11 protein-coding genes and 3 pseudogenes are annotated in these 24,849 nt (G+C 60.7%); 7 read left to right on the forward strand and 7 right to left on the reverse strand.

All coding sequences use genetic code 11. The features are described 5' to 3' along the window. Positions 1–70 precede the first annotated feature (70 nt). The 4 genes from LGM89_RS04755 to LGM89_RS04770 form a co-directional block, all read right to left on the reverse strand. On the reverse strand, positions 71–1,915 hold the full coding sequence (locus LGM89_RS04755; protein WP_089496252.1) for a carbamoyltransferase: 1,845 nt from the start codon (positions 1,913–1,915) through the stop codon (positions 71–73). 33 nt (positions 1,916–1,948) lie between these two features. Next, positions 1,949–4,192 carry an iron-containing redox enzyme family protein gene (locus LGM89_RS04760; RefSeq protein WP_226202146.1) on the reverse strand — a complete coding sequence of 748 codons (2,244 nt, stop codon included), beginning with the start codon at positions 4,190–4,192 and terminating at the stop codon, positions 1,949–1,951. Positions 4,193–5,111: 919 nt separating this feature from the next. Next, a complete protein-coding gene (locus LGM89_RS04765; protein ID WP_089496250.1) occupies positions 5,112–5,606 on the reverse strand; it encodes a DinB family protein in 495 nt (164 codons plus the stop codon). Between the two features lie 432 nt (positions 5,607–6,038). Continuing rightward, entirely contained in the window at positions 6,039–7,007 is a 969-nt protein-coding gene (locus LGM89_RS04770) for a LysR family transcriptional regulator (protein WP_179254869.1), read from the reverse strand. Positions 7,008–7,033: 26 nt separating this feature from the next. Here LGM89_RS04770 and LGM89_RS04775 point away from each other — a divergent pair, with 26 nt between their 5' ends. Then, positions 7,034–7,441: a hypothetical protein gene (locus tag LGM89_RS04775; protein WP_226272418.1), complete on the forward strand. Its 408-nt coding sequence runs from the start codon at positions 7,034–7,036 to the stop codon at positions 7,439–7,441. A gap of 347 nt (positions 7,442–7,788) precedes the next feature. Here the strand turns inward: LGM89_RS04775 and LGM89_RS04780 are convergent. Continuing rightward, a pseudogene (locus LGM89_RS04780) lies at positions 7,789–7,973 on the reverse strand (IS5/IS1182 family transposase); the annotation flags it as partial. 478 nt (positions 7,974–8,451) lie between these two features. Between LGM89_RS04780 and LGM89_RS04785 the strand changes: the two are divergent. The 4 genes and pseudogenes from LGM89_RS04785 to LGM89_RS04800 all read left to right on the forward strand — a co-directional run. After that, positions 8,452–8,601: pseudogene (locus LGM89_RS04785) on the forward strand (transposase); the annotation flags it as partial. Positions 8,602–9,390: 789 nt separating this feature from the next. Beyond that, positions 9,391–10,506 carry an alanine dehydrogenase gene (gene ald / locus LGM89_RS04790; protein WP_089496248.1) on the forward strand — a complete coding sequence of 372 codons (1,116 nt, stop codon included), beginning with the start codon at positions 9,391–9,393 and terminating at the stop codon, positions 10,504–10,506. A gap of 180 nt (positions 10,507–10,686) precedes the next feature. Then, complete coding sequence (locus LGM89_RS04795) at positions 10,687–12,222, forward strand: MFS transporter (RefSeq protein ID WP_089496247.1); 1,536 nt, start codon at positions 10,687–10,689, stop codon at positions 12,220–12,222. Positions 12,223–12,380: 158 nt separating this feature from the next. Continuing rightward, positions 12,381–12,782, forward strand: coding sequence for a VOC family protein (locus tag LGM89_RS04800; protein WP_089496246.1), 402 nt, complete (start codon positions 12,381–12,383; stop codon positions 12,780–12,782). Between the two features lie 158 nt (positions 12,783–12,940). On the opposite strand, the gene LGM89_RS04805 is transcribed toward LGM89_RS04800, so the two are convergent. Together LGM89_RS04805 and LGM89_RS04810 are read right to left on the reverse strand one after the other, a co-directional pair. Then, positions 12,941–13,648 (reverse strand): hypothetical protein, encoded by a 708-nt coding sequence (locus LGM89_RS04805; RefSeq protein ID WP_226202143.1) that lies wholly within the window; start codon positions 13,646–13,648, stop codon positions 12,941–12,943. Positions 13,649–13,770: 122 nt separating this feature from the next. Continuing rightward, positions 13,771–14,124 (reverse strand): annotated as a pseudogene (locus tag LGM89_RS04810) (integrase); the annotation flags it as partial. A gap of 1,014 nt (positions 14,125–15,138) precedes the next feature. On the opposite strand from LGM89_RS04810, the gene LGM89_RS04815 reads away from it, so the two are divergent. Continuing rightward, positions 15,139–16,041, forward strand: coding sequence for an aminomethyltransferase (locus LGM89_RS04815; RefSeq protein ID WP_089496244.1), 903 nt, complete (start codon positions 15,139–15,141; stop codon positions 16,039–16,041). A gap of 1,228 nt (positions 16,042–17,269) precedes the next feature. Continuing rightward, positions 17,270–24,838 carry a YadA-like family protein gene (locus LGM89_RS04820; RefSeq protein ID WP_226272477.1) on the forward strand — a complete coding sequence of 2,523 codons (7,569 nt, stop codon included), beginning with the start codon at positions 17,270–17,272 and terminating at the stop codon, positions 24,836–24,838. The last annotated feature ends 11 nt before the right edge of the window (positions 24,839–24,849 follow it).

Raw genomic sequence — 24,849 nt, forward strand, 5'->3', positions numbered from 1 at the left:
GCTGTTGATTGTCACCATGGGAACTCCCTATTCGAATCGTCGCATCGACGAGAGGCGACGCGCCTCGACATCAATCCAGCGCGAATTCCTCGCGCCAGTCCTTTTCCTCGATCAGTTCCGCCTGATCCGTTTTGCGCAGGATGTACCGCCCGATCACCAGATAATCCATCTGTGTTCTCATGAAGCAGAGGTAGGCGTTTTCGGGGCTTTCGACAATCGGCTCGCCGCGCACGTTGAAAGACGTGTTCACGAGCACGGGGCAGCCGGTCTGTTGGTAGAAGGTCTCCAGCAGGCGCCGGAACGGCACGTTGCCGCTCTTTCCCACGGTCTGCACGCGTGCGGAATAGTCGACGTGCGTCACGGCGGGAATGCTCGACCGGATGCACTTGAGCAACTCGATGCCGTCCAGCGCCTTCTCCTGCTGAGTCAACGCCCGGCGACGCGACTCCTCGACGCCGACCACGAAGAGCATGTAGGGGCTCGGCCCATCCGTCTGGAACCACTGCGATGCATGTTCCTCGAGAACAGCCGGCGCGAAGGGGCGAAACGATTCGCGATTCTTGATCTTCAGGTTGAGCACGCTTTGCATCGTGAGGTTGCGCGCATCGCCGAGAATCGCCCGCGCGCCCAGGGAACGCGGGCCGAACTCCATCGCTCCCTGGAACCATCCGACCACGTTGCCCTGCGCCAGCAGATCCGCCACCTCGTCGTACATCGCCTGTTCGTCCACGCGCCGGAACACCGCGCCGCAGGCCGTCAACGCCGTCTCGATCTCGGCGTCGTCATAGCTCGAGCCGAGCAGCGCGGACTTCATCGAGTCGCGGCCGGCGGCGAGCTTGCGCGGCTGCTTCTTCTCGCCGTGCCAGCCGGCCAGCGCGGCGCCCAATGCGCCGCCGCTGTCGCCCGCGGCCGGCTGGACCCAGATGTCGTCGAAGATGCGTGTCTTCAGCAGCCTGCCGTTCGCGACGCAATTCAGCGCGACGCCGCCCGCCAGGCACAGCGCCTTCTGCCCGCTCTGCATCCGCACCGATTTCGCGAGCAGGATCAAGGTCTCCTCGAGCACGAGCTGGATGGACGCCGCCAGGTCGAATTCGCGCTTGGTGATCAACGCCTCCGGTTTGCGCCGGGGTCCGCCGAACAACTGCTCGAATTTCGGGCTGATCATGCAGTCCCCGACCGCATAGTCGAAATACGCCATGTTCAGCCAGAAGCTGCCGTCCGGCTTGACGTCGATGAGATGGTCGCGGATCGTCTTCGCGTAACGGGGCTCGCCGTAGGGCGCGAGGCCCATCAGCTTGTATTCGCCGGAATCCACCTTGAAGCCGCAGAAATAAGTGATCGCCGAATAGAGGAGTCCCAAGGAATGCGGAAATTCGATATCCCATACCGGGTTGATCGCGTTTCCATCACCGATCCACGCCGAAGTCGTGGCCCACTCCCCGACTCCGTCGATGCACAGCACGGCCGCGCGCGGGAACGGGCTCGGGAAGAATGCCGCGGCGGCATGCGAGACGTGATGGTCGATGTATTCGATCGGCGGCAAGGGTGCATTCGCGCCGAATTGCCTCATCAGCTCCCTGGACAGGGTCTTCTTGACGTTGACCTTTTCGAAGAGCCAGGACGGCAGTTCGGAAACGAACGAGCGATAGCCCGGAAGACCGAAATGGAGATAGGTCGACATGATGCGCCGCAGCTTCTTCTTCGGATTCTCGTAGTAGAAAATCTTCTCCACGTCGCCGATCGAGATGTTCGCGCGCCTCAGGCAAAAATCGAGTGCATGGGCAGGATAGTTCTTGTCCTGCTTGATTCGGGTGAAGCGTTCCTCCTGCGCCGCGCCCAGGATCTCTCCATCGGCCAGCAACGCAACCGCACTATCATGGTAGTAGGCGGACAAACCCACGATGTATGAAGTCATTGGCGGGACTCTCGATGTATTGGGAAGATAAAGTCAGTAGGCGTATACAGCGGGCTTGAATATCTCCGTCCACTTCCTCGCGCGCGGCGTCAATGCCCGGTACCCGGTCCAGACCCTGCGCCATCTTTCGGCGACCAGCCGCGCGTCGCCGGTTCGCACCGCTTCGTCCATGTGCAGCTCGATCGCTTCCAGCGCCAGCGCCGAGTGCCCGGTCGATACGTTGTCGATCGTGTTGTGCAGATCGACGAACAGGGTGCTGAATCCGTAATGCCGAAGCTCGTCGTGCGCGGTCTTGTACGAGCCGCCGACGCCGGATAGTTCCATCGCGAGATTCAGGCCCAGCGTTTCCGCGAGATACGTGCGCGGAAACAGCGCGATGCTCAGCCAGAAGACGGGCACGTCGAACGCCGAATCGCGAAAGCCCGGCCACTGCGCGAATTCCGGCGTTCTGAAATCCGGAAGATCGACGCCCATCTGGCCAATCAGATTCCGGTATATGTTGGGGTGGTTCCAGTCGACGTTCCCGTTTCCGATCTCATCGGCGTATATCTTGAACAGATGCGATCCGATCTGCGTTTCCACCAGGCCGACATTTCCCCACTTCTGCAGCCAGGCCCCATCGATGAAAATCATCGGGCACAGCTGCAGGGCTTCGTCCACGACCTCCTCGCGCGTCTTCTGAACGGTTCGATCCGATTCCGCATAGCTTCTCAGCTGCGCCACGGTCTTCTCGTCGAACCAGCTCCGCAGCCTGTCGCGGGAGTAAGTCTCGAACGGGATCGCGCTGTCGTCGCGCGCCATGCCCGCCGCGCTTCTCGCCAGCCAGCACCGCGCGAAATGTCTCGCGTCTCGATGCGTGCCCGGATCCTGCTCGTTGTTGAGGAGCTTCGTGTACATCGCGCGCGCGCACAACCGGGCCGCCGCAGCCTCTCCCGTGGCGTCGGGATGCATGCCGACGCCACGCGGAGCATCGCGGCCCGGGAACCGCGCCCCGCCCCCGACGCTTCGCCCGATCGAGAGCGACGTACTGGTGCGCGTCGCTGTATCGTCGGGAATGGCTGTGATCCATTTTCGAATCGTCTCGATCTCGGAATCCGAGAACACCCGGAACATCGGTCCGCCGAACTCGATCAGCTTCGTGATCAACAGGCTCTTTTCCGGATGTCCCGGCGCGATCCATCGTGAGCGTTCGAGGGCGCGGACGAAGGCCGACGGATCGTCGATGATCAGACGATCGAATGCGGCCTCGCCTACCTTCAATCGCTCATGGTAGCCAACCGCATGGATGCCCTTGCGCTCGATCAGCCGGATCATGGCGCTGCGCGGCGCGAGGTACTCGCCGTCGAGCAAGGTCCGCAAGGCGTGCTGCCACGCGGTCGAGCACAGCGCGGAGGTCCGGAATCCCGTCAGGATCCGCCGGCGGTACGCGACAGCGGCGGCTGGCGCGCCATCCCCTGTCTGCCGCGCCAGCGCATGCGCGATCACCTGCCGGACGACCCGGTTCAACTCATCACGCACCGCACGCTTGTGCTGGATGTAAGGGCTGTTCGACACGCCGGCCAGCCGCGTCAATGGCTTCGCGATCGTTTCCGATACGTCGAATAACGCCGCGCCGAAAAGCTCGGCGTCGAACCGCTTCGGAAACAAGGACAAGCTCAACTGATACGCAGGCAGATCCCATGACGATGCAACGATGTCGGGATGCGCGAAGAACTTTTCCGACAACACATCGGGCGCATCGAGACCGTACTGCGACAACAGCAGGCGGTAGAGATTCGCGGAATTCTCCCTTATCTGGCCATCGCCGACTTGCATCGCGTGTAGACGATGCACGAGGCTCGCGATGACCTCGTGGGAATTCGACGCATTGCAAAAGTTCTGCAGCAGCGCGCCACGCAGGAGTTCGCGCGGCGCGCATTGCATCAACACGAACCGGACGACATCATCCGTGTTCGCGCCGGCGTCCCATGGCAGCTCCGCAGAGGCCGCCGCCATGGCGTCGAGACTCGCCTCAAATGCCTCGGCCGTCAGGCTCGCGCATTCGTCGACCCAATGGGATTGCCCCGCCATGGCTTCGTCCTGTTTCTGCCGGACGTAATGCTCCGCATGCGCCGACATCCGGCACGGATCGACCGTCACGCTCAAGATGGCGCGACACGTCTGAACCGCCGCGACATGCGAACCATCGGCCCGTGCGTGGATTTCTTCCCAATCCGATTCAGGCTGAATCGCAGCGTGCCTCAACTCTCGATTCGACGAAACTTGGTTCAGATTCAATGGATCGCTCCTTAATCTTCATTTCGACCGAAAAGCACGATTCATCTCCGATATCCATCAATTAGGATACCGTAGAATAAAACGAATTCGGATGACGATTCTCTACGTCTCGACGAATCAGGAAACAACAAGCGCCGCACATGAGGAGCATGTGCGTCGTCAAGTACTCGTCAGCGGGAATCTCTCAATGGTTGCTCGGCGGATGACGCCACTCGGTCACGATCCGGTCTCGCCTCGCCTCGATCGTCTCGAGTCATCGGGACGATGCCATCGATCTACTCACCTCTCGACACAATGCGCGAACGAATCCTGCGCCTTGGTGAACCGATACTAATGGATCGTCCACCAGTTCGGTAGGCGAAGTTTGCGCATAAATGTTATTCACGAAACATCGCCTTGCATAAATTCAGGTAGCGTCGCCATCTGCTCGTTGAATCGAGCAACACTGCGTGATTCAGGACGCGATGCTGAAGTGCACGCGCGAACGCTGCACGCTTCATTGAAGATGTGGGGATTATTTCCGGAAAGCGACGAGTGTCGCCGCTTGAAGGAGACTGCAGCGACGGAATCGCGAAATGCAGCGATCGCGTCCGCAGCTGGATGGGTGGTGGCCGGTCATCCTGGATCGATTCCGCGCATTGCTCTGTTCTACTATACAGCCTTGAACGCGCGCGGAACGAGGAATCATCGCGCCAAGGGATATCTGATCACGCTTGCCTGGCCCGATCGGCTCGATGGGAGTGTCTCCATATACCCGACCATCGGCATTGATGTCGATGAATGGCATGCGCCCAAACCGAATATCGGTGTAGCGTACGAACAGAAATTCAATCCAATGGCGTGCGCGAACCGCGTCGACGCGCCCGGCCACCCCGCATTGCAAGAACTAGACGCATGCGTATCGCCCGCGCCGACGCGCTCATTCACACAAATACACCGACAGATCCATATCGGGCGGATCCGCGTCGAACTCGTAGAACATCTGCCCCACCCAACCGCGATGGTAGGTCTTGTGATTGCAAATATGCAGCAGCACCGCGCCGCGCTGCATGCGGGTGGTTCGTCCCGAAATGAAACGGATCGGGATGACTTCGGCGAGATCCCGTTCCCGCTGGACCTCGACCCACGCGCCGAGCCATTCGTTCACCCCGGACTGCGCCGCGCGCAGTTCGCCCAGATCGGGATACAGCATGTCGCGCCGGGAAGTGAATCCATGCGCCTTGCCTTGCAGGTGGGCTTTCCAGATGAGATCCACCTGATAGTTGTGATTCAGCGTCCCGATGACCGAGCCGAACAGCGTGACTCTCGATCGATGAACTTCTTCCACGGGAACGGCCGCCAATGCATCGAACAGTATCCTGTCCGCCCATGCGTTGTAGCGGACGAGCATGCGGGCGGCTTCAACATCTAACATGTGGGCTCCTGAGCGGGTCCGCTATCGATACGATGCATTGGAACGCCACTGCAACCTCTTCGCTTCGTGGTTGCGTGGCTAGATCGACGCCCGAACGCCGTCAGCCCCGATACGAGCGGGGCGCTGACACCCCGGGCTTGTCCATGCAAGGAACAGGGTCACGCGAGACCGCCTTCGCAGCGCGCGCGTCCTAGACGTGACCGGACCGCCACGCATCACGATGCCATCAAGCTGGTCATACTGTAGACGCTCGCCCGAGGCATGGCTAGGCGTTCCAGACAGTCATGCCTCGAGAGTCTCGAATCTCCTCGGGTGAGCACGCGCATGCGTCTCGAGCGAGCAACGAACCCGCGCGATGTCAATGGTTTTTTTCGTCGATTCGCACGCGATCGGCGCATTCCGCCCGACGCCGATCGTTCCGTCACGCCATGCTCACCGCCCCTCGATCGGTTGTTCGAGCTCTCGCGTGCGCATCCGCTCGGCCAGCACTTGTGCCCGGCCGAGATGCCTCGCCACCACGTCCTCGGCAATGCCGACGAACTGCCTGAGCTTGGCCGGATAGAATTTTGCCTTGGGATACACGGCGTAGAGCGGCAACGACGTGCCCCACCAGTCGGGCAGCAGCCTCACCAGCTTCCCGTCGTCGAAATCGGCGAGCACCATCCACTCCGAGATGAGCACCGCACCGATGCCGAGGCGCGCCGCGACCTTGGCGCCGAGCACGTGATCCAGCGCGAATCGCGGAGAGATCTCGACGCGCTTGATCCGGTCGGAGCGATCGCGCAGATCGATGCCGTTGATGTAGTACGACGTCATGGCGATCCAGGGCAGCTTGCTCAGGTCTTCCGGGGTGAGAATCTCCCCATAGCCGCGAACGACGGACGGGGCGGCTGCCAGCACCCGGCGCAACTCGCCCAGGGGGCGCGCCACGTAGGAATTCTTTTCCGGTTCGCCTGCCCGGATAACGCAATCGATCGCATCCTCCTCGAAGTTCACGGAGCCGTCGCTCAGTCGCCATTCGAGCCGCATCTCCGGGCACGCCTTGAGATACTGATCCGCGAGTTCGATCAGCCACTCCTGCCCGATCGCGGTCGGCACGACGACTCTCAACGTGCCGCTCGACACGAACGCCTGTCCCCGCATCTCCTCCTCGAACTCCGCCATCTGTCCAATCAGACCTCGCGCATATTCGTAATAGCGCTTCCCCGCCTCCGTGAGGTTCATGCCATGCGTGGAGCGGATCAGCAGTTGCGTCTCCAGGTGATTCTCGAGCGCCCTGAGATGACGGCTTACGGTTGGTTGGCTCGTGTTCAACTGCTTGGCTGCCACGGACAGGCTACCCGCCTCGACTATTCTGACGAATGTGCTCATCTGAATAAGGTGACTTCCGATCTCGGACATAGATCTCTCACATATTGGAATTCGCAATGGAGGTGATATTCGAATTAACAACCAATCCCGGCATATTAAAGATCCGGGCAATTCAAAACCCCCAATTCCCGAATGAATCGACGACATGGCGATCAGTCGTCCAGCACCGATTCGGGATGGAGGCTGCCGCTCGCCATTTACGGTATGCGCACTTGTTTAATGGATGCAAAAGCCTTGATTTCGACATCTGGCTCGGCATATGGAGCCATAACGAACGAATCGACGGCGTACGCGCCGTGGCGCCGGCGCATCACGATATGGCGAAGAGAAACGCCCCTCAAGCCGGAACGGTGCGTTTGCGCACATGGTGGGAGGTGTCCATGCGTCCAGGCAACGCTGGGCCATTCGGCGGGAAACCGCATGGCAGGCTCGATATTACGATTAGCCAACGCATGGCGACTTGAAGTCTCCATGGGATCGCCACGCGTCGCACTCGACATCCGCACGGTGAAAACGGTGGCCGACATCGCGCCGGCCCTCGACCATGAATGAGAAATGCGCGGCACGCGGGAGTTTCCTCGCTTCATGATCGACCCTGCAAAAGACTCCGGACGAGAAACACGCCGATGCCTTTACGGGTTCACGAACGGCACGAACCCGCGACAAGGACTTCGGATGGTCGGGTGGGGAAGTCAGGCAATGTCAACAAGCTTTCGAAGAGATTCTACCTGATTCCAATGAAATACAACGTACTTCCAACCGCAAACTCGAGGACGCAGGAAGTCGACGCGCTGTGCGTGCCAGGTCCTGTTCACATTCTCACCAGCGGCCCAAATGCGCAGGCAAGCACGGCGAAGGCGAGATAGTTGCCGGCGAGTTTGTCGTAACGAGTGGAGACGCGGCGAAATGGTTGATGCGATTGATGACGCGTTCGACAATGTTCCGAGTTCGATACAGCATGCGGCTATACCGCCGCCTGGTCTTTCGATTCGACCTAGCGCGCAGCGAGCCCGTGCGCCTCGCGATCGGTTGAGATTTGGTCGTTTTATAAGCCCCTCTGGTTTGTCCAGCCGAAACTGCAACGCAATGTTCTTCGGATGAGGAGGGTTCACGGTGGCGGGCCCGTATTGGGCAGATGGGCGATCGGCCGGCCTACTTGCCGAGGCGCCTTTGCATATCAGCCAGATCACGTCGATTGATCTGAAAAACACCGATCAGCGTGACCCTTATTGCATCTCGCCGTCGTCAAAAGTCGAGTCAAGTTGAGTTGGCTCGGCGTCTCCGCGTGGCTCGCCAGTACATCGGAAAGATGGAGAGTTGTGGTAATTGAGTCTCAAAGATATGGCGATTATCCCGGCTGACATGCACAAAGGCGCACGATGAATAACGCTTATACAAGAATTTCATCTACCGAGTTTAAGGTCGGTCCATTACTATTGAGTCGCCGCAGGGTTGTGCAACATTTTTCTGTAAAAAACGGATCAATCGCGAGTTCAAGCGTCAAACTCGCGTCGCCTCGATCTTCCCGAATGCCCCATGCTGCTTTCGTCTCGTCTCTGCCTTGCTGGCCGAGTGCGACGAAGAGTGGATGAGCGGAAAAATCTATCTCAACATGAACGCGTGATCTGCGCATCTCCGTGGAATTGCCTGAACGGTCTTACAGAAGAAATGTTGCACAACCCTGCAATAGGCCGACAGCGAAACTTGTTGGCTCTGTGCATGCTGCATAAACGCAATGCAAATCGAGTCATTACATTCCAAAGATTGTGTGATGTAGCGAACTGGCCAGACCATGAGGTTGCAGCCCGGCCGCCCGACATCGTCTGGCCGTATCCGGTGGTTGGTGCTAGCGACGTGCCGATTTTGACGCGCATGCGCCAAGACGTCGGTGAGCCCTCTCTGGTTGCGGTTACGGGAACGGAGCGGCAGACCGACCAGCCAATTCGCGCCTGATGGCGTTTACGACGAAGGATGTGTCAGATGATGACGTCAGTGTGCGGCGGTGCAACCTGTGGCTCCACAGTGCGTGACGGCAGCGCGCAGTTGTGATTCGGGCCTCAAGGCAGCGAGATTGGCATCAGGAGCGATCTTGGACGACGGGCGGGTTTGGCAGGCTGTCACGGTGGCCAAGTTGCGTGGGTCGCGACGGCGATGAGGGGTTGCACGGTGTTGCTGGTGCGCGACCCGAGGACGTGTCATCCCTCGTGGCCCGGCAGACCAATGCGGACATCGGCATTGCGATGCTCGACAGGATGTCAGGTGCCGTACAACTGGAGTCTGTTCGCTGTCAGGTACGTATCACAAAAAATTGGGAAGGGAGATATTGCCGTCATCTCCAGCACCAATGCCATTGATCATTCCAATTCACACCGTGATTGGGAATGTATAGCGCAACCAGCCACTGGAGGACGATATGCGAATTGGTGTACCGAAGGAAATCAAGAGCCACGAATATCGTGTCGGGATGACGCCGGTCGCCGTGCGCGAGGCGACGGCCCGCGGACATCAGGTCATTGTCGAAACGCGAGCGGGTCATGGGATCGGCGCCGCCGACGATGATTATCTTGCCGCAGGGGCGCGGATCGGTTCCAGCGGGGAAGAAGTTTTCGGCAGCGCCGACTTGATAGTCAAGGTAAAGGAGCCGCAGGAGAGCGAACTGGCCAGGTTCGCGCCTCATCACATCGTGTTTTGTTACTTGCATCTGGCCGCAGATCGGGAGCTGTCGATGAGTTTGGCTGCCAGCGGCGCGACGTGCCTTGCGTATGAGACGGTGACCTCGGACGAAGGAGGGTTGCCGTTGCTTGCCGGCGGCTCGGAAGTGGCCGGACGCATGTCCATCCAGGTTGGCGCACGCGCGCTCGAGCGGGCGAACGGCGGCCGGGGTTTGCTCCTGGGCGGTGTGCCTGGTGTTGAACCTGCCACGGTAGTGGTGCTGGGAGGAGGGGTAGTTGGTGCGAATGCGGCCGCGATGGCAATCGGTATGGGCGCGAGAGTGGTCGTTATCGATCGATCACTTGACGTGTTGCGACGGCTCACGGTGCAGTTCGGTAGCCGAATCGAGACGGCCTATTCGACTCAGGACGCGATCATCCGCCACTTGCGCGATGCGGACTTGGTGATCGGCGGCGTGCTTACGCCGGGAGCAGCGTCACCGAAGCTGGTGACGCGGGCGATGCTGAGTCAGATGAAACGGGGCGCGGTGCTGGTCGACGTGTCGATCGATCAGGGCGGCTGCTTCGAGACGTCCAGACCGACCACGCATGCAGAACCAACTTATGTCGAGGATGGCATCGTGCATTACTGCGTGCCGAACATGCCCGGCGCGGTTCCGCTGACCTCGACGTATGCATTGAGCAATGCCACCTTGCCTTTTGTTCTTCAGTTGGCTGATCTCGGCTTGAACGAGGCGCTACTGTCAAATCCCCATTTGATGAATGGCCTGAACATCACTCGCGGTAAGATCACCAACCGAGAAGTCGCGAAGTCGATCGACCAGCCATTTGTCGCGCCGGAGACCGCGCTGATTTGAGTGCTAAGCTCGACCGTAGGTTGACGGGCGTATATTTATGCGTGCTCGACTGTCCAAGACAGTCGTCAACCCATCCAGCCGAGTGATGCGAGGCGCGTTCTATTCCGTGCGCTGCAAATCGACATTACTCAGTTTCGCAAAGCAACGCTTCAGGATGTCACTTCTCACCGAGAACACGCGATGCGCATTCCTTATGTCAGCAAGAACCTAGTAGCGTTGGCGGCAATCTGCTTGGCTGCACTGATGTTCGGTCTGGAGATATCGAGTGTGCCCGTCATCCTGCCCGCTCTTGAAACCGTATTGCACGGGGATTTCAAGGACATGCAGTGGATAATGAACGCTTATACCATTGCCTGTACAACGGTTCTGATGGCGGTTGGGACGCTCGCCGATCGCTACGGGCGACGACGCGTCTTTGTCGTCAGCCTGCTGATATTTGGAATTACCTCGCTGGCGTGTGGATTGGCAACGAGCCCGTCCATCCTGATCGCAAGTCGGTTCTTGCAAGGCATGGGCGGGGGCGCGATGTTCATCTGCCTCGTGGCGATCCTATCGCATCAGTTTCAGGAGGGGCGAGAGCGCAGCCGGGCGTTCGCCGCGTGGGGGATCGTTTTCGGCATCGGCTTGGGTTTTGGGCCGATCATCGGCGCAGCGATCATCGCCCTGTCCAATTGGCAGTGGGTGTTCCTGATCCATGTTCCGCTGACGATTGTGACGCTGTGTCTGGTGTTCGGCGGCATGACGGAATCGCGGGATCCCGAAGCTAAACGCCTCGACATACTGGGAATCATTGCACTTTCGTTGTCGGTGTTTGGATTGACCTATTACATCACGCAAGGATCCGACCTCGGCTTCTGGAGTCCGCCCGCGATCGCGATTCTTGCCGCAACGGCCGCAGGGTTCGCAATTTTCGTGCTGGTCGAGAAACTGTCTTCGCGGCCAATGTTTGACTTCTCGGTGTTCAAGATTCCCAATTTCTCTGGGGCGATCATGGGCTCCATGGGTATGAATTTCAGCTTCTGGCCATTCATGATCTATCTGCCCATCTATTTTCAGGGCGCGCTGGGCTACCAAGCAGTACCCGCAGGCCTTTCGCTGCTTGCCTATACGCTGCCTACCGTTCTGGTCCCCCCGCTGGCGGAGCATCTGTCTCGCAGCTATCAGCCACGCATCGTCATACCGTTTGGATTGTTCACGATCGGCCTCGGCTTCATGCTGATGTGGCTGGGTTGCGATGCGGATCATGCGAGTTGGCTGACGATGCTGCCCGGTTTGGCGCTGTCCGGTATCGGTTTGGGATTGACTATCACGCCGGTCACCAACACGACCACAGCGGCCGTACCCAGCAACCGTTCCGGCATGGCGTCAGGGATCGACATGAGCGCCCGCCTGATTTCGCTGGCCATCAATATTGCGCTAATGGGATTTATCTTGTTGAGTGGAACGCTGTCGTACCTGACGAACGCATTTTCCAAAACCTTGGGGCCGGCTCAATTGCGGCTACTCGCGGAGAAAGTGGCAGCCGGAGATTTTTCGTCGTTCCAGACGCGCTTTCCCGAACTGGCTCACCTGGATACGGGCGGTATCGTTCGCTCGGCCCTCGTACACGGTTTCAGTCTTGTCTTGCTGTATGGGGGGATCGGTGTCTGGATCTTGGCGACGCTCAGCTTCGTGATCTTCAACACCGGAAAACGAACGGTCCAGGTTGCCTCGTGAACGATCGATCGAGCCGGCGGATATGACCGGCTTCGCAAGTTCCGAGTACCACCTTCTTGAATGTCCGGTGCCTGACACGTCACTTTTGACCACCGCTGAATCAGCAGTTACGCGATTCGGGCAACGGGCAACATTCGTCGCCTGCGAAGGACTTGCAAATGTTCAGTCACGTCACCGTTGGTGTTAGCGACATCAACCGCGCGTCGTTATTCTACGATGCCCTTTTAACTCCGCTTGGCCTGAAGCGTCGACCAGTGACGCCCGACGGCGGGCCGGTCGCCGTTTGCTGGGTTGAGCAAGGCCGCCCGTTGCCACGCTTTTACGCATACTTGCCGTTTGACGGGCGGCCCGCCGGGGTCGGCAATGGAAGCATGGTTGCGTTCCTCGCCCCGTCGAACGACGCGGTTGCGGCATCATTCGCTGCAGGTCTTGAATCGGGCGGAACGAGTGAAGGGGAACCTGGGCCTCGCCCTCAATATGGCGAGGGGTACTTTGGTGCGTATCTCCGTGATCCGGATGGCAACAAGATTCACATCGTTCATCGTAGCGATGTGACGTAGTCCTATTTGACAAGGTCCGTCGAATGGAGGGCTTGGGCGAGCGATTGCCGCAACTTTCCCGAGACCGACAACGGGCCGACGTCGACCAATCATTCCCCAAGCTTTTCTCGTCGGATCTGGAGACGAGCTCCACACCGGTGTTTCTCCACCGCATACTGTCAAGACCCAGCAATGGTAAAGGCTAAACCTATTGCGGTTGGTGAAATAGTCGCGACCGCCTGGTCGGGGCTAACCACCCACATCAGGAGCCTCGTTACTTGATCTGCACATTGGACGGGAAATATCACTGCCTCAAGATGAGGGAGCGCCAGTACAATTTCTCGCGCCTGATTCGGTGCTTCATTCAGTGCGGTGACTATGCCATCCCAACTCTTGGTTTGGAATATAGATTCGAGCATCGGCAACAGGAACCGCGGATATCGGCCCTGCCGCAGATCGAGAACTGATGTATCCACGTGTTTCCATCGATCAATTGAGTTTTTGGTGTTGGTCGCAGGATTCGAAAAATACGCAGTGATCTCGAAATAAGCAAACTGATGTGTCGGGACCCGGGTGGGGCCAGGTCGGTACCCGAGGTCCGCGTCCGCCTTGACGAAGTCAAGTGCGGCACTACCGTAGTACGCACAAAAACCGGGCAACGTCTTTCCAAACACTGGGGATAAATCGAGTCCCTCCCAGGAAGTAGGTTGATGCGGTATCACATGCAGTGGCCATCGGTACGTACCATACAGGCGGACTTTCGTCTTTTTTGATCCTTTCATTCGATTGTTGACCCTGTTTTCACGGATCGCCGTAAAGAAGCCGGGGTTGATCGGCGTAAAGAGATCAGCAGAAACGGGGTAAAACTCGGATTCGAACGGCTTCAAGATTGCGGTTTTTTGCCGTTTTTCGCAACCCCATTTTGGCTAAAAGCGCCCAATACCCATAAATGGAAAATCCCGGACAAAAACCGCGTCAGGCTGGGCTCTGGACACGTGCGCACATGCCGCTATGCGGTCGGCCGTCGTGTGAAGATCCTCTCGATCCGATGCGCGCGCTGTACCTCGTCATCGTCGAGATAGATTGAGGTCGTCGAAATCGATGCGTGGCGCAGGTTATCACGCACGGTTGTGAGCGTTGCACCGTTGACCAATGCGTTCGTCGCATGCGCGTGGCACATCCAGTGCGGCGTGGCCCGTCCCAGCTTGTCTGCGAGCGGTGGATGTTCAGCCTCGATGGAATCGGCCGCACCATCGAAGAACCGGCGCAGCCTCTGCCGCAAACGTGGCGTGGTGATGCCCCGGGGCTCATCGAGGTGGCCAAGTAGCGGCGTATCAGGCGCCCATCGGGAGGGCGTGATTGGCTGGATCGGCAGCCTTGCATTCGCACGACTCGTGCGAAATCCGATGCGAACTGACTGCTGAGCTCTCAGCATCAAGCCAGACCGCGACGCAAGCGGTTTGGATGTCGCGTCGATCAGGCCGCTACATCGCATTTGGATAATGCGTCATGTCGGTATCAAAACAACACGCCGAGTGTCGTGCAGGATTCGCCCCACTTGGCGATCTATCGACGATTATTCGCTTTTGTATTGTGCGTGGAGCCACACCGATTGCCTGCGCCAAGGTGCCCTTGGACGGGCGTGCATACTCTCCTGGCCTCCACCAGTAACCAGCGAGGTGAATCAAAATATTGATATCGAGCGGAGTAAGCCCCAACGCCTGCTGACGCTCGAAAATGACGTTCGGGAAAGAAGTCCAGCCCGCCTTCGCCAACGGCGCCGACCACTTGGCCGCAACATCTTGTCTACTGCATGGTTGCCTGCGGTTTTGTCGCGACACTCATTTCGTGCTCCCCCGACGTTCATTGCGTTGAGTTAAGTATCGCGACGACGCATCGGTCTTGCAAGATCAGAAGAACGCATACGGGACGCCCTATGCATCTCCCCCTGCGCGTAGTTTGCTGTGTATTAGGCCCCTGCATCGAACTGGGTTCATCTCGTGATCCAGGTATGTGTTTTGGGAGGTCTCCAGTTCCCCCTGGGGCCGACCTAAAGGCCGCCCGGTACAGCTCTCCGAAACGCCCCTGCAAGAACACGAAGCCTCCCCCTATTCGATCATATGGGTTCGCCTTGTTGACTCCGTGACCATTTCGCAACATCACCGGAGACCCAGGGGGTCATGTGCGTATGCCCAGCCGGCTTACCGAACGTCGGGGGCACGACATTCAGTACCGCGCAGGGGCCCCCTCGCTCGTCTTAGATGTCAATCCGCTCGGTTTTACGACCAACGACACCGGCGTGCCCATGGCCGCTCGAAAATACGCGTTTACGGAAGCTATGCAAGAATCTTTCGACCCGTAAACGCATAGCTACGCCATGAGTGACACGCTGCAGGAAGAGCATGCAGCCGCAGATCACGCAATGCGCAACTGGACCTTCGAGAGGCAAGGTCCGGTCCGGATCGGTTCCGATGCGCACATGCAGATGTTCTGCCGCATGCTGCTCGACACACACAATCCGTACAAGCCGGCCGTGATCGACTGGCCGGCGCTCACACCCGCCGAGCTCAAACGGCTCACGTCGCTGCCGATCTGGGACATCGCGGTGCAGACCGAAGGCCGCGCATCGATCCGCGTGGCCACCTATGCGGCGACGATCGGCGATCCGCTGCTGCGCCGCGCACTCGAGATGGACGGCGGCGAGGAAGCGCGCCACAAGGTCGTGCTGTCGAAGCTCGTCGAGGCATACGGCATCCGGCTCGCCCCCGAGCCCGCCTACCCCGCGCCGAAAGATCCCGAGTGGTGGTGGATCGTCACGGGCTTCAGCGAATGCATCGACAGCTTCTTCGCGTTCGGCCTGTTCCGTTCCGCGCAGCGCTCCGGCTATTTCCCGCCCGAACTCGTCGACACCTTCGAGCCCGTGATTCAGGAAGAAGGCCGCCATATCCTGTTCTTCGTGAACTGGTACGCGTGGTACTGGCGCTCGCTCCCGTGGTGGCGCCGACCGTGGTTCTTCGCGCGGGTCGCGGCCGTGTGGGTGCATTTGATCCGGGAGCGCATCGGCATCGCGCGCGGCATCGATTCCGACGGCGTCGCACGTGACGCGAACTTCCCGGCAACCGGCACCGCCGACATCGGCGACGCACTCAATCCGCGCGAGCTGATCGAACTGTGTCTCGCCGAGAACGACCGGCGGATGGCCGGCTACGACAAGCGCCTGCTGCGCCCGACGTTCGTGCCGCGCATGGCGCGGTTTGCGCTGCGGTTTCTCAAGAAGTAAGGCTACCGCGCCGGGCAGACGTCCGGTTGGCCCCGTTGTCCGGCCGGGCAACCGGACAACGCCTTCGTCGACGCTCGAAACCTCGGGCCGCTGAATTCCACCGGGATCCGGGCGCCGGCAACGGCATCGCCAGTATCCGGCGCGCACAGCAAGCGGGACACGACGATCGACGCACCCGTGCTGTTCGGCGGCCCGCGCCCGGGTCGCGTTCGACCTTCGCTACGCGTTCGTCGCACTTCCATGGCGAGCCGCCTCACTGGGGTTACTGCCCGCCACCCACTCGAAGCCGCCCCATCGCATGCGGTGTGGAACCTTGCAGACCTGCATCGACCCGCCGGATGTGGCGCGGCTGACACACTCACTCCCGCCCTTTTTTCTTCAGCGCTTCGGCGCGCGCGGACAAATTGTCACACCCCGGATTTGACAATTCGGGGACGTCGCCACCGAGGCCGGACAGCCCCTTTAACAACCTGTCGCCGCCGGGCGCACCATCGACGCAGGTCACGCCTGCCAGACGGATTTGCCCCGTCGCCGAACCCCATCCGATTGTCACAATCTCCGAAATAGTCAATAGGACAAATTCGAAAGATGAATGGTGACGGTCTGGTTCACCGCCCTGTAGCACTTTTTTACAAATTCAATGGGCCAACCGGCCCGAAACGCCCGTCTCGCGGGCCATTGCGGCGGCCCGGACGCGCAAATCAGCACAGCCCGATGTTCGATATTTCAAATTAAATCTATTTTAAGATAATCCGCAAAATCAATTAAAAACCAAAACATAAACCATAAATTAACAAATTAATGAGATGAAGAACACTTTAACCACTTGCTCACCCCAAATACATTACATTGACGAAAGGATTGCTTAACTCGCAAACGTTTGCTATTTCATTTGTCTTACATTTCGATGCTTTTGTTGTGTAATCCATCACACAAAACAACCGTAACATCATGATTTTTATAAGAAAAATCTAGACACTCGCGGAAGTTTAAAGCCCTTCACTAAACATTCTTACATCTTACAAATACATTCAGAGTCAATGCATCAAAAACGATCTATTAACCATCCTTTAACTTTCAAAACACTCTATTTATCACTTTTTATCAATCTGAAAAATCCTCCTCCAATAAACTCCGCCCATCAATTTTGAGATTCGCGCGAGCGCACGGAGCAATCCTCTAACAAAAGAGACCGGTGTGTGGCGTGCATATTTGGAGGTAGCAGGACATGAACCGCACATACCGCTCGATCTGGAACGAAGCCCTCGGCGCGTGGGTCGCCGCATCGGAACACGACTCGGCACGGGGCAAGCCGAACAAGTCGGCTGTTGCCGTCATCGCAGCAGCTGTACTGGCGATCGGCCTTCCCGGGCTGGCCCAGGCAAACACAATCACCACAAGTAGCTCGTGTCTGACTGGTAGCAACGGCGCAGTCGGCCGCGTCAATCCGGGCGGCACTCAAAACCAGGCCAGCGACGGTTCCGGCACGTATTCGGTCGTGGCCGGCTGTAACGCCAACGGCAACGGCTGGACCGGTGTCACGGTATATGGCTCATTCGCACAGGCGAACGGCAACGGCGCGGTCGCCACCGGCATGCAGTCGTCGGCGGGCCTGTGGGGCGTCGCCGCCGGCCTCGAAACCACCGCGAGCGGCACCGGCGCGACAGCCCTCGGCTTCGGCTCGACGGCGAGCGCACTGAACTCGGTCGCGATCGGCGGCGCGGGCGGCAATGGCTCGACGCCGCTGTCACAGGCAAACTCGACCCTCGCATCGGGAGCGGGTTCGATTGCAATCGGCAGCAATGCGACGAAGGGCGCACAGTCGGCAGCGTCGGATGGCATCGCCATCGGCGGGCAGTCGTCCGTCGCATCGAGTGCCACGTCAGGGATCGCAGTCGGCCGTGGCGCGACCGTCAATGGCGCGTACGGCATCGCTCAAGGCGACGGTGTCACCTCCGGCGCAACGGGCCAGAACGTGGCAATCGGTTCGTCGGGAACGACGGCGAACAGCGGTACGACTGCCGGCGGAGCCGTGGCGATCGGCCGCGGCCAAACGGCAAACGGCAACGGTGCAGTCGCAATCGGCGATCCGAACATTTCGAACGGCACGGGTGCCGTGACGATGGGTGCCAACAATACGGCAGCCGGCAGCGCGGGCGGCACCACCGCCGCGAACGGGGCCGTGGCCATCGGCAATACCAACAGTGCAATCGGTCAGGGTGCGGTCAGCCTTGGCAACAATTCCACTGCAATCGGGCAGGGAACTGTCGCCCTCGGCGACAGCTCCAGCGCAACCGCGCTGGGCGCGACGGCGATCGGCGTCTCCGCAAGCGCCGCCCAGGATTCGACGGCAATCGGCAGAGGCGCGAGCGGCACGGCAGTTGCGTCAGTCGCAATTGGTACAAATGGCCTCGCTGGGCAGCAAGCTGTCGCCGTCGGGAACAACACCAAAGCGACGGGTCAATCCTCCGTGGCGCTCGGTGATACCGCGAACGCTTCAAATCAGCAGGCGCTGGCAATCGGCGCCGGCGCGAACGCATCAGGCGACCGGAGTGTTGCGCTGAGCACGCTCGCCTCGGCGACTGGCAGTCACTCGGTGGCGATCGGCTACCAATCGACCGCGCAGTACACCGACGCGGTCGCGATCGGCAAGGGCAGCGTGACGGGCTCGGCAGCACCGACCACCACCGGCTACATTACGAACCAGGCAGCGCCGACCTCCGAAGTTTCGGTGGGCGGCGGCACAGCTGCGACCAACCGGCGCATCACGAACGTCGCGGACGGCTCCGCCCTGACCGACGCCGTAACGGTTGCGCAGCTCAGCACGAGCAACACCAGCCTTTCCACCGGTATCGCTTCGCTGTCGACTTCCGCCTCGACCGGCCTGTCGTCGGCCAACAGCTCGATCACGTCGTTGTCCACGTCGACTTCGACCGGCATCAACTCGCTGTCCACCGGCATCAGCTCGGTCAACAGCTCCGTGACGTCGCTGTCGACCTCCACGTCGACCGGCCTGTCGTCGGCCAACAGCTCGATCACGTCGTTGTCCACGTCGACTTCGACCGGCATCAACTCGCTGTCCACCGGCATCAGCTCGGTCAACAGCTCCGTGACGTCGCTGTCGACCTCCACGTCGACCGGCCTGTCGTCGGCCAACAGCTCGATCACGTCGTTGTCCACGTCGACTTCGACCGGCATCAACTCGCTGTCCACCGGCATCAGCTCGGCCAACAGCTCCGTGACTTCGCTGTCGACTTCCACGTCGACCGGCCTGTCGTCAGCCAACAGCTCTATCGGTTCGCTGTCCACGGGCCTCAGCTCGACGAATAGTTCGGTGACGTCGCTGTCGACCTCCACGTCGACCGGTCTGTCGTCGGCAAACAGCTCCATCGGTTCGCTGTCCACGGGCCTCAGCTCGACGAATAGTTCGGTGACGTCGCTGTCGACTTCCACATCGACTGGTCTGTCGTCGGCAAATAGCTCCATCGGTTCGCTGTCCACGGGCCTCAGCTCGACGAATAGTTCGGTGACCTCGCTGTCGACTTCGACCTCGACGGGTCTGTCGTCGGCCAATAGCTCGATTACTTCGCTGTCCACGTCCACGTCGACGGGCATCAACTCGCTGTCCACGTCCACGTCGACCGGTCTGTCGTCGGCCACCAGCTCGATTACCTCGCTGTCCACCTCGACCTCGACTGCGATCGAAGCCGCGAAGACGCACTACTACAGCGTCAACGACGGCGGTGTGCAGCAAGCCAACTACGACAACAAGGGCGCAACGGGCATCAACTCGCTCGCCGCCGGTGTAGCCGCCACTGCCGCGGGCGCCAGCAGTGTCGCCGTCGGCAATGCTGCCAACGCAGCCGGCGCAAGCGGCGTCGCCGTCGGCAATGCTGCGAACGCGAGCGCAAGCAACGCGGTCGCGATCGGTCCGAATGCCGTCGCGAGCAACGTCGGCAGCGTCGCGCTGGGCAGCGGCTCCACTACGGCCGCAGCCAACCCGACGCCTACCGGTACCGTCGGCGGCGTAACCAGCACGTTCGCGGGCGGTAATCCGACGAGCGTGGTCAGTGTTGGCAGCTCGACCAACCAGCGCCAGGTCACGAACGTTGCGGCCGGCGAGATCTCCCAGACCAGTACCGACGCAATCAACGGCTCGCAGCTCTTTGCAACCAATGTGGCCGTGAATTCGCTGTCGACGACAGTGTCGTCGTCCAGCAGCGCGATCTCGTCACTGTCGACTGGCCTGAGTTCGACCAACAGTTCGGTCTCGTCGCTGTCGACTTCCACGTCGACGGGGCTGTCGTCGGCTAACAGCTCGATCGGTTCGCTGTCCACGTCGACCTCGACGGGGCTCTCGTCGGCCAACAGCTCGATCGGTTCGCTGTCCACCGGCCTCAGCTCGACGAATAGTTCGGTGACGTCGCTGTCGACTTCGACGTCGACCGGCTTGTCGTCGGCGAACAGCTCGATCACCTCGTTGTCCACCTCGACTTCGACCGGTCTATCCTCGGCTAACAGCTCGATCACGTCGCTGTCGACTTCGACCTCGACCGGCCTCTCGTCGGCCAATAGTTCGATCACGTCGCTGTCCACCTCGACCTCGACCGGACTCTCCTCGGCCAACAGCTCGATCACCTCGCTGTCCACGTCGACCTCGACGGGTCTGTCGTCGGCCAATAGCTCGATCGGTTCGCTGTCCACCGGACTCAGCTCGACGAATAGTTCGGTAACGTCGCTGTCGACCTCCACGTCGACGGGTCTGTCGTCGGCTAACAGCTCGATCACGTCGTTGTCGACTTCGACCTCGACCGGCCTCTCGTCGGCAAACAGCTCGATCACGTCGCTGTCGACTTCCACGTCGACCGGCCTGTCGTCGGCCAATAGCTCGATCGGCTCGCTCTCGACCGGCCTCTCGTCGACCAATAGCTCGGTCACCTCGCTTTCGACTTCGACGTCGACGGGTCTGTCCTCGGCTAACAGCTCGATCACCTCGCTGTCCACGTCGACCTCGACGGGTCTGTCGTCGGCCAATAGCTCGATCACTTCGCTTTCGACCTCGACCTCGACCGGCCTCTCGTCGGCCAACAGTTCGATCACCTCGCTTTCGACCTCCACGTCGACCGGTCTGTCGTCGGCTAACAGCTCGATCACGTCGCTGTCGACTTCCACGTCGACCGGCCTCTCCTCGGCCAACAGCTCGATCACCTCGCTGTCGACCTCGACCTCGACGGGTCTGTCGTCGGCCAACAGCTCGATCGGTTCGCTGTCCACCGGACTCAGCTCGACGAATAGTTCGGTAACGTCGCTGTCGACCTCCACGTCGACGGGTCTGTCCTCCGCTAACAGCTCGATCACTTCGCTCTCGACTTCGACCTCGACCGGCCTCTCGTCGGCAAACAGCTCGATCACCTCGCTGTCGACTTCGACCTCGACCGGTCTGTCGTCGGCTAACAGTTCGATCACGTCGCTGTCGTCTTCCACGTCGACCGGCCTCTCATCGGCCAACAGCTCGATCACTTCGCTCTCGACGTCGACCTCGACGGGCCTGTCTTCGGCAAACAGCTCGATCACTTCGCTGTCAACTTCCACGTCGACTGGTCTGTCGTCGGCCAACAGCTCGATCGGTTCGCTGTCCACCGGCCTCAGCTCGACGAATAGTTCGGTGACGTCGCTGTCGACTTCGACCTCGACCGGCCTGTCGTCGGCCAACAGCTCGATCACGTCGCTGTCGACTTCCACGTCGACCGGCCTCTCGACGGCCAACAGCTCGATCACGTCGCTGTCGACTTCGACCTCGACCGGCCTGTCGTCGGCTAACAGCTCGATCACGTCGCTGTCGACTTCCACGTCGACCGGCCTCTCGTCGGCCAACAGCTCGATCACGTCGCTGTCGACGTCGACCTCGACCGGCCTCTCGTCGGCTAACAGCTCGATCACGTCGCTGTCGACCTCGACCTCGACCGGCCTCTCATCGGCCACCAGCTCGATCGGTTCGCTGTCCACGGGCCTGAGCTCGACGAATAGTTCGGTAACCTCGCTGTCGACTTCGACCTCGACCGGTCTCTCGTCGGCTAACAGCTCGATCGGTTCGCTGTCCACGGGCCTCAGCTCGACGGATAGTTCGGTGACGTCGCTGTCGACCTCGACCTCGACCGGCCTCTCGTCGGCTAACAGCTCGATCGGTTCGCTGTCCACGGGCCTGAGCTCGACGAATAGTTCGGTGACCTCCCTCTCGACCTCGACCTCGACCGGCCTGTCGTCGGCCAACAGCTCGATCGGTTCGCTGTCTACGGGCCTCAGCTCGACAAATAGTTCGGTGACCTCCCTCTCGACCTCGACCTCGACCGGCCTGTCGTCGGCCAACAGCTCGATCGGTTCACTGTCCACGGGCCTCAGCTCGACGAATAGTTCGGTGACCTCGCTGTCGACCTCGACCTCGACCGGCCTGTCCTCGGCTAACAGCTCCATCACGTCCCTGTCGACTTCCACGTCGACCGGTCTCTCGTCGGCCAATAGCTCGATCAGTTCGCTGTCCACGGGCCTCAGTTCGACGGATAGTTCGGTGACGTCGCTGTCGACCTCGACCTCGACCGGCCTGTCTTCGGCTAACAGCTCGATCACGTCCCTGTCGACCTCCACGTCGACCGGCCTCTCGTCGGCGAACAGCTCGATCGGTTCGCTGTCCACGGGCCTCAGCACGACGAATAGTTCGGTGACTTCGCTGTCGACTTCGACCTCGACCGGCCTGTCCTCGGCTAACAGCTCCATCACGTCGCTGTCGACGTCGACGTCGACCGGCCTCTCGTCGGCCACCAGCTCGATCGGTTCGCTGTCCACGGGTCTCAGCTCGACGAATAGTTCGGTGACCTCCCTGTCGACTTCGACCTCGACGGGCCTGTCCTCGGCTAACAGCTCGATCACGTCGCTGTCGACCTCGACCTCGACCGGCCTCTCGTCGGCCAACAGCTCGATCACCTCGCTGTCCACGTCGACCTCGACCGGCATCAACTCGCTGTCCACCGGCCTGAGCAGCACGAACAGCACGATCCTGTCGCTGTCCACGTCGACCTCGACCGGCATCGGCTCGCTGTCCACCGGCCTGAGCAGCACGAACAGCTCGGTGACGTCGCTGTCCACGTCGACCTCGACCGCGATCAACGCCGCGAAGACGCACTACTACAGCGTCAACGACAACGGCGTGCAGCAAGCCAACTACGACAACACGGGCGCAACGGGCACCAACGCCCTGGCGGCCGGCGTGAACGCCAGCGCGGCAGGCGCCAGCAGCGTCGCGGTCGGCGACGGCTCGAACGCGCAGTCGGCAGGCGCGGTCGCCATCGGCCAGAACGCATCGGCAACGGGCGGCAAGGCCGTGTCGATCGGCTCCGGCAACACGGCAACCGGTGACGGCGCGGTCGCGATCGGCGACCCGAGCATCGCAACGGGTACCGGCGCGGTGGCGATGGGCGCGAACGACACGGCGACCGGCAACGGCGCAGTGGCGCTCGGCAACGCGAACACGGCCAACGGCGCGAGCGCACTCGCCCTCGGCAGCTCGAACCAGGCCACCGCGGACAACACGATCGCGCTCGGCAACCAGGCCACGGCAAGCGCCACCGGCGCGCAAGCGTACGGCTCGGCAGCGCAGGCAACCGCCGCCGACGCACTCGCCTTCGGTACGAACGCACAGGCCAACGTCGCCAACTCGATCGCACTCGGCGCGAACTCGGTCACGAGCGCCGCGAACCCGACGTCGAGCGCCACGATCGGCGGCGTCACGTACCCCTTCGCAGGCGGCTCGCCGGTCGGCGTGGTGAGCGTCGGCGCACCGGGCCAGGAACGCCAGATCACGAACGTCGCCGCGGGCCGGATCTCGGCCAGCAGCACGGACGCGATCAACGGCAGCCAGCTCAACGCGACGAACAACGCGATCAACACGCTGTCGACGTCGACCGCGTCGAACGTCGCGTCGCTGTCGACGGGCATCAACTCGCTGTCCACCGGCCTGAGCGCGACGAACAGCAACGTGGCCTCGCTGTCCACGTCGACCTCGACCGCGATCAACTCGCTGTCGACGGGCCTGAGCGCGACGAACAGCAATGTCAACTCGCTGTCGACGTCGACCTCGACCGGCATCGGCTCGCTGTCCACCGGCCTGAGCACGACGAACAGCAACGTGGCCTCGCTGTCGACCGGCGTGACCAACATCAACAACACGTTGAACTCGCTGTCGACGACGATCAACAACAACACGATTCGTTCCAACAACAACAACGGTGTTGCCGCCGACCTGAACGGCAAGGGCAACGACCTTCCGGTCGTCACCGCCGGTTCGAACTCGGTGGCGATCGGCGCGGGCTCCAACGACGGCGGCCGCTCGAACGTGGTGTCGGTCGGCAACGACACGCAGCAGCGCCAGATCACGAACGTCGCGCCGGGTACGCAAGGCACCGACGCGGTGAACGTGAACCAGCTGACGCAGGTGCAGACGACGCTGTCGACGGCACTGTCGGGCCAGCAGGCGCAGATCAACTCGCTGGGTTCGCAACTGCAGCAGACCGACCAGATGGCGAAGCAGGGTATCGCGGCCGTCGGCGCGATGGCATCGATCCCGCAGCTCGATCGCGATGCCAACTTCGGGATGGGCGTGGGTACGTCGACCTTCCTCGGCCAGAAGGCGATGGCGGTCAACATGCAGGCTCGCATCACGGAGAACCTGAAGGCGTCGATCAACGGCGGCTTCAGCGGCGGTCAGAAGGTGATCGGCGCCGGCATGCTGTACCAGTGGAAGTAACGCGTCGCGTC

Source organism: Burkholderia sp. AU31624 (assembly GCF_020420065.1).
Taxonomy (GTDB): domain Bacteria; phylum Pseudomonadota; class Gammaproteobacteria; order Burkholderiales; family Burkholderiaceae; genus Burkholderia.

What these genes read in the sequence shown, in the direction of transcription:
- LGM89_RS04755 (WP_089496252.1), bottom strand. Translation starts at nt 1,915, where the DNA reads ATGACTTCATACATCGTGGGTTTGTCCGCCTACTACCATGATAGTGCG.
- LGM89_RS04765 (WP_089496250.1), bottom strand. Translation starts at nt 5,606, where the DNA reads ATGTTAGATGTTGAAGCCGCCCGCATGCTCGTCCGCTACAACGCATGG.
- LGM89_RS04770 (WP_179254869.1), bottom strand. Translation starts at nt 7,007, where the DNA reads ATGTCCGAGATCGGAAGTCACCTTATTCAGATGAGCACATTCGTCAGA.
- LGM89_RS04775 (WP_226272418.1), top strand. Translation starts at nt 7,034, where the DNA reads ATGGAGGTGATATTCGAATTAACAACCAATCCCGGCATATTAAAGATC.
- ald (WP_089496248.1), top strand. Translation starts at nt 9,391, where the DNA reads ATGCGAATTGGTGTACCGAAGGAAATCAAGAGCCACGAATATCGTGTC.
- LGM89_RS04795 (WP_089496247.1), top strand. Translation starts at nt 10,687, where the DNA reads ATGCGCATTCCTTATGTCAGCAAGAACCTAGTAGCGTTGGCGGCAATC.
- LGM89_RS04800 (WP_089496246.1), top strand. Translation starts at nt 12,381, where the DNA reads ATGTTCAGTCACGTCACCGTTGGTGTTAGCGACATCAACCGCGCGTCG.
- LGM89_RS04815 (WP_089496244.1), top strand. Translation starts at nt 15,139, where the DNA reads ATGAGTGACACGCTGCAGGAAGAGCATGCAGCCGCAGATCACGCAATG.
- LGM89_RS04820 (WP_226272477.1), top strand. Translation starts at nt 17,270, where the DNA reads ATGAACCGCACATACCGCTCGATCTGGAACGAAGCCCTCGGCGCGTGG.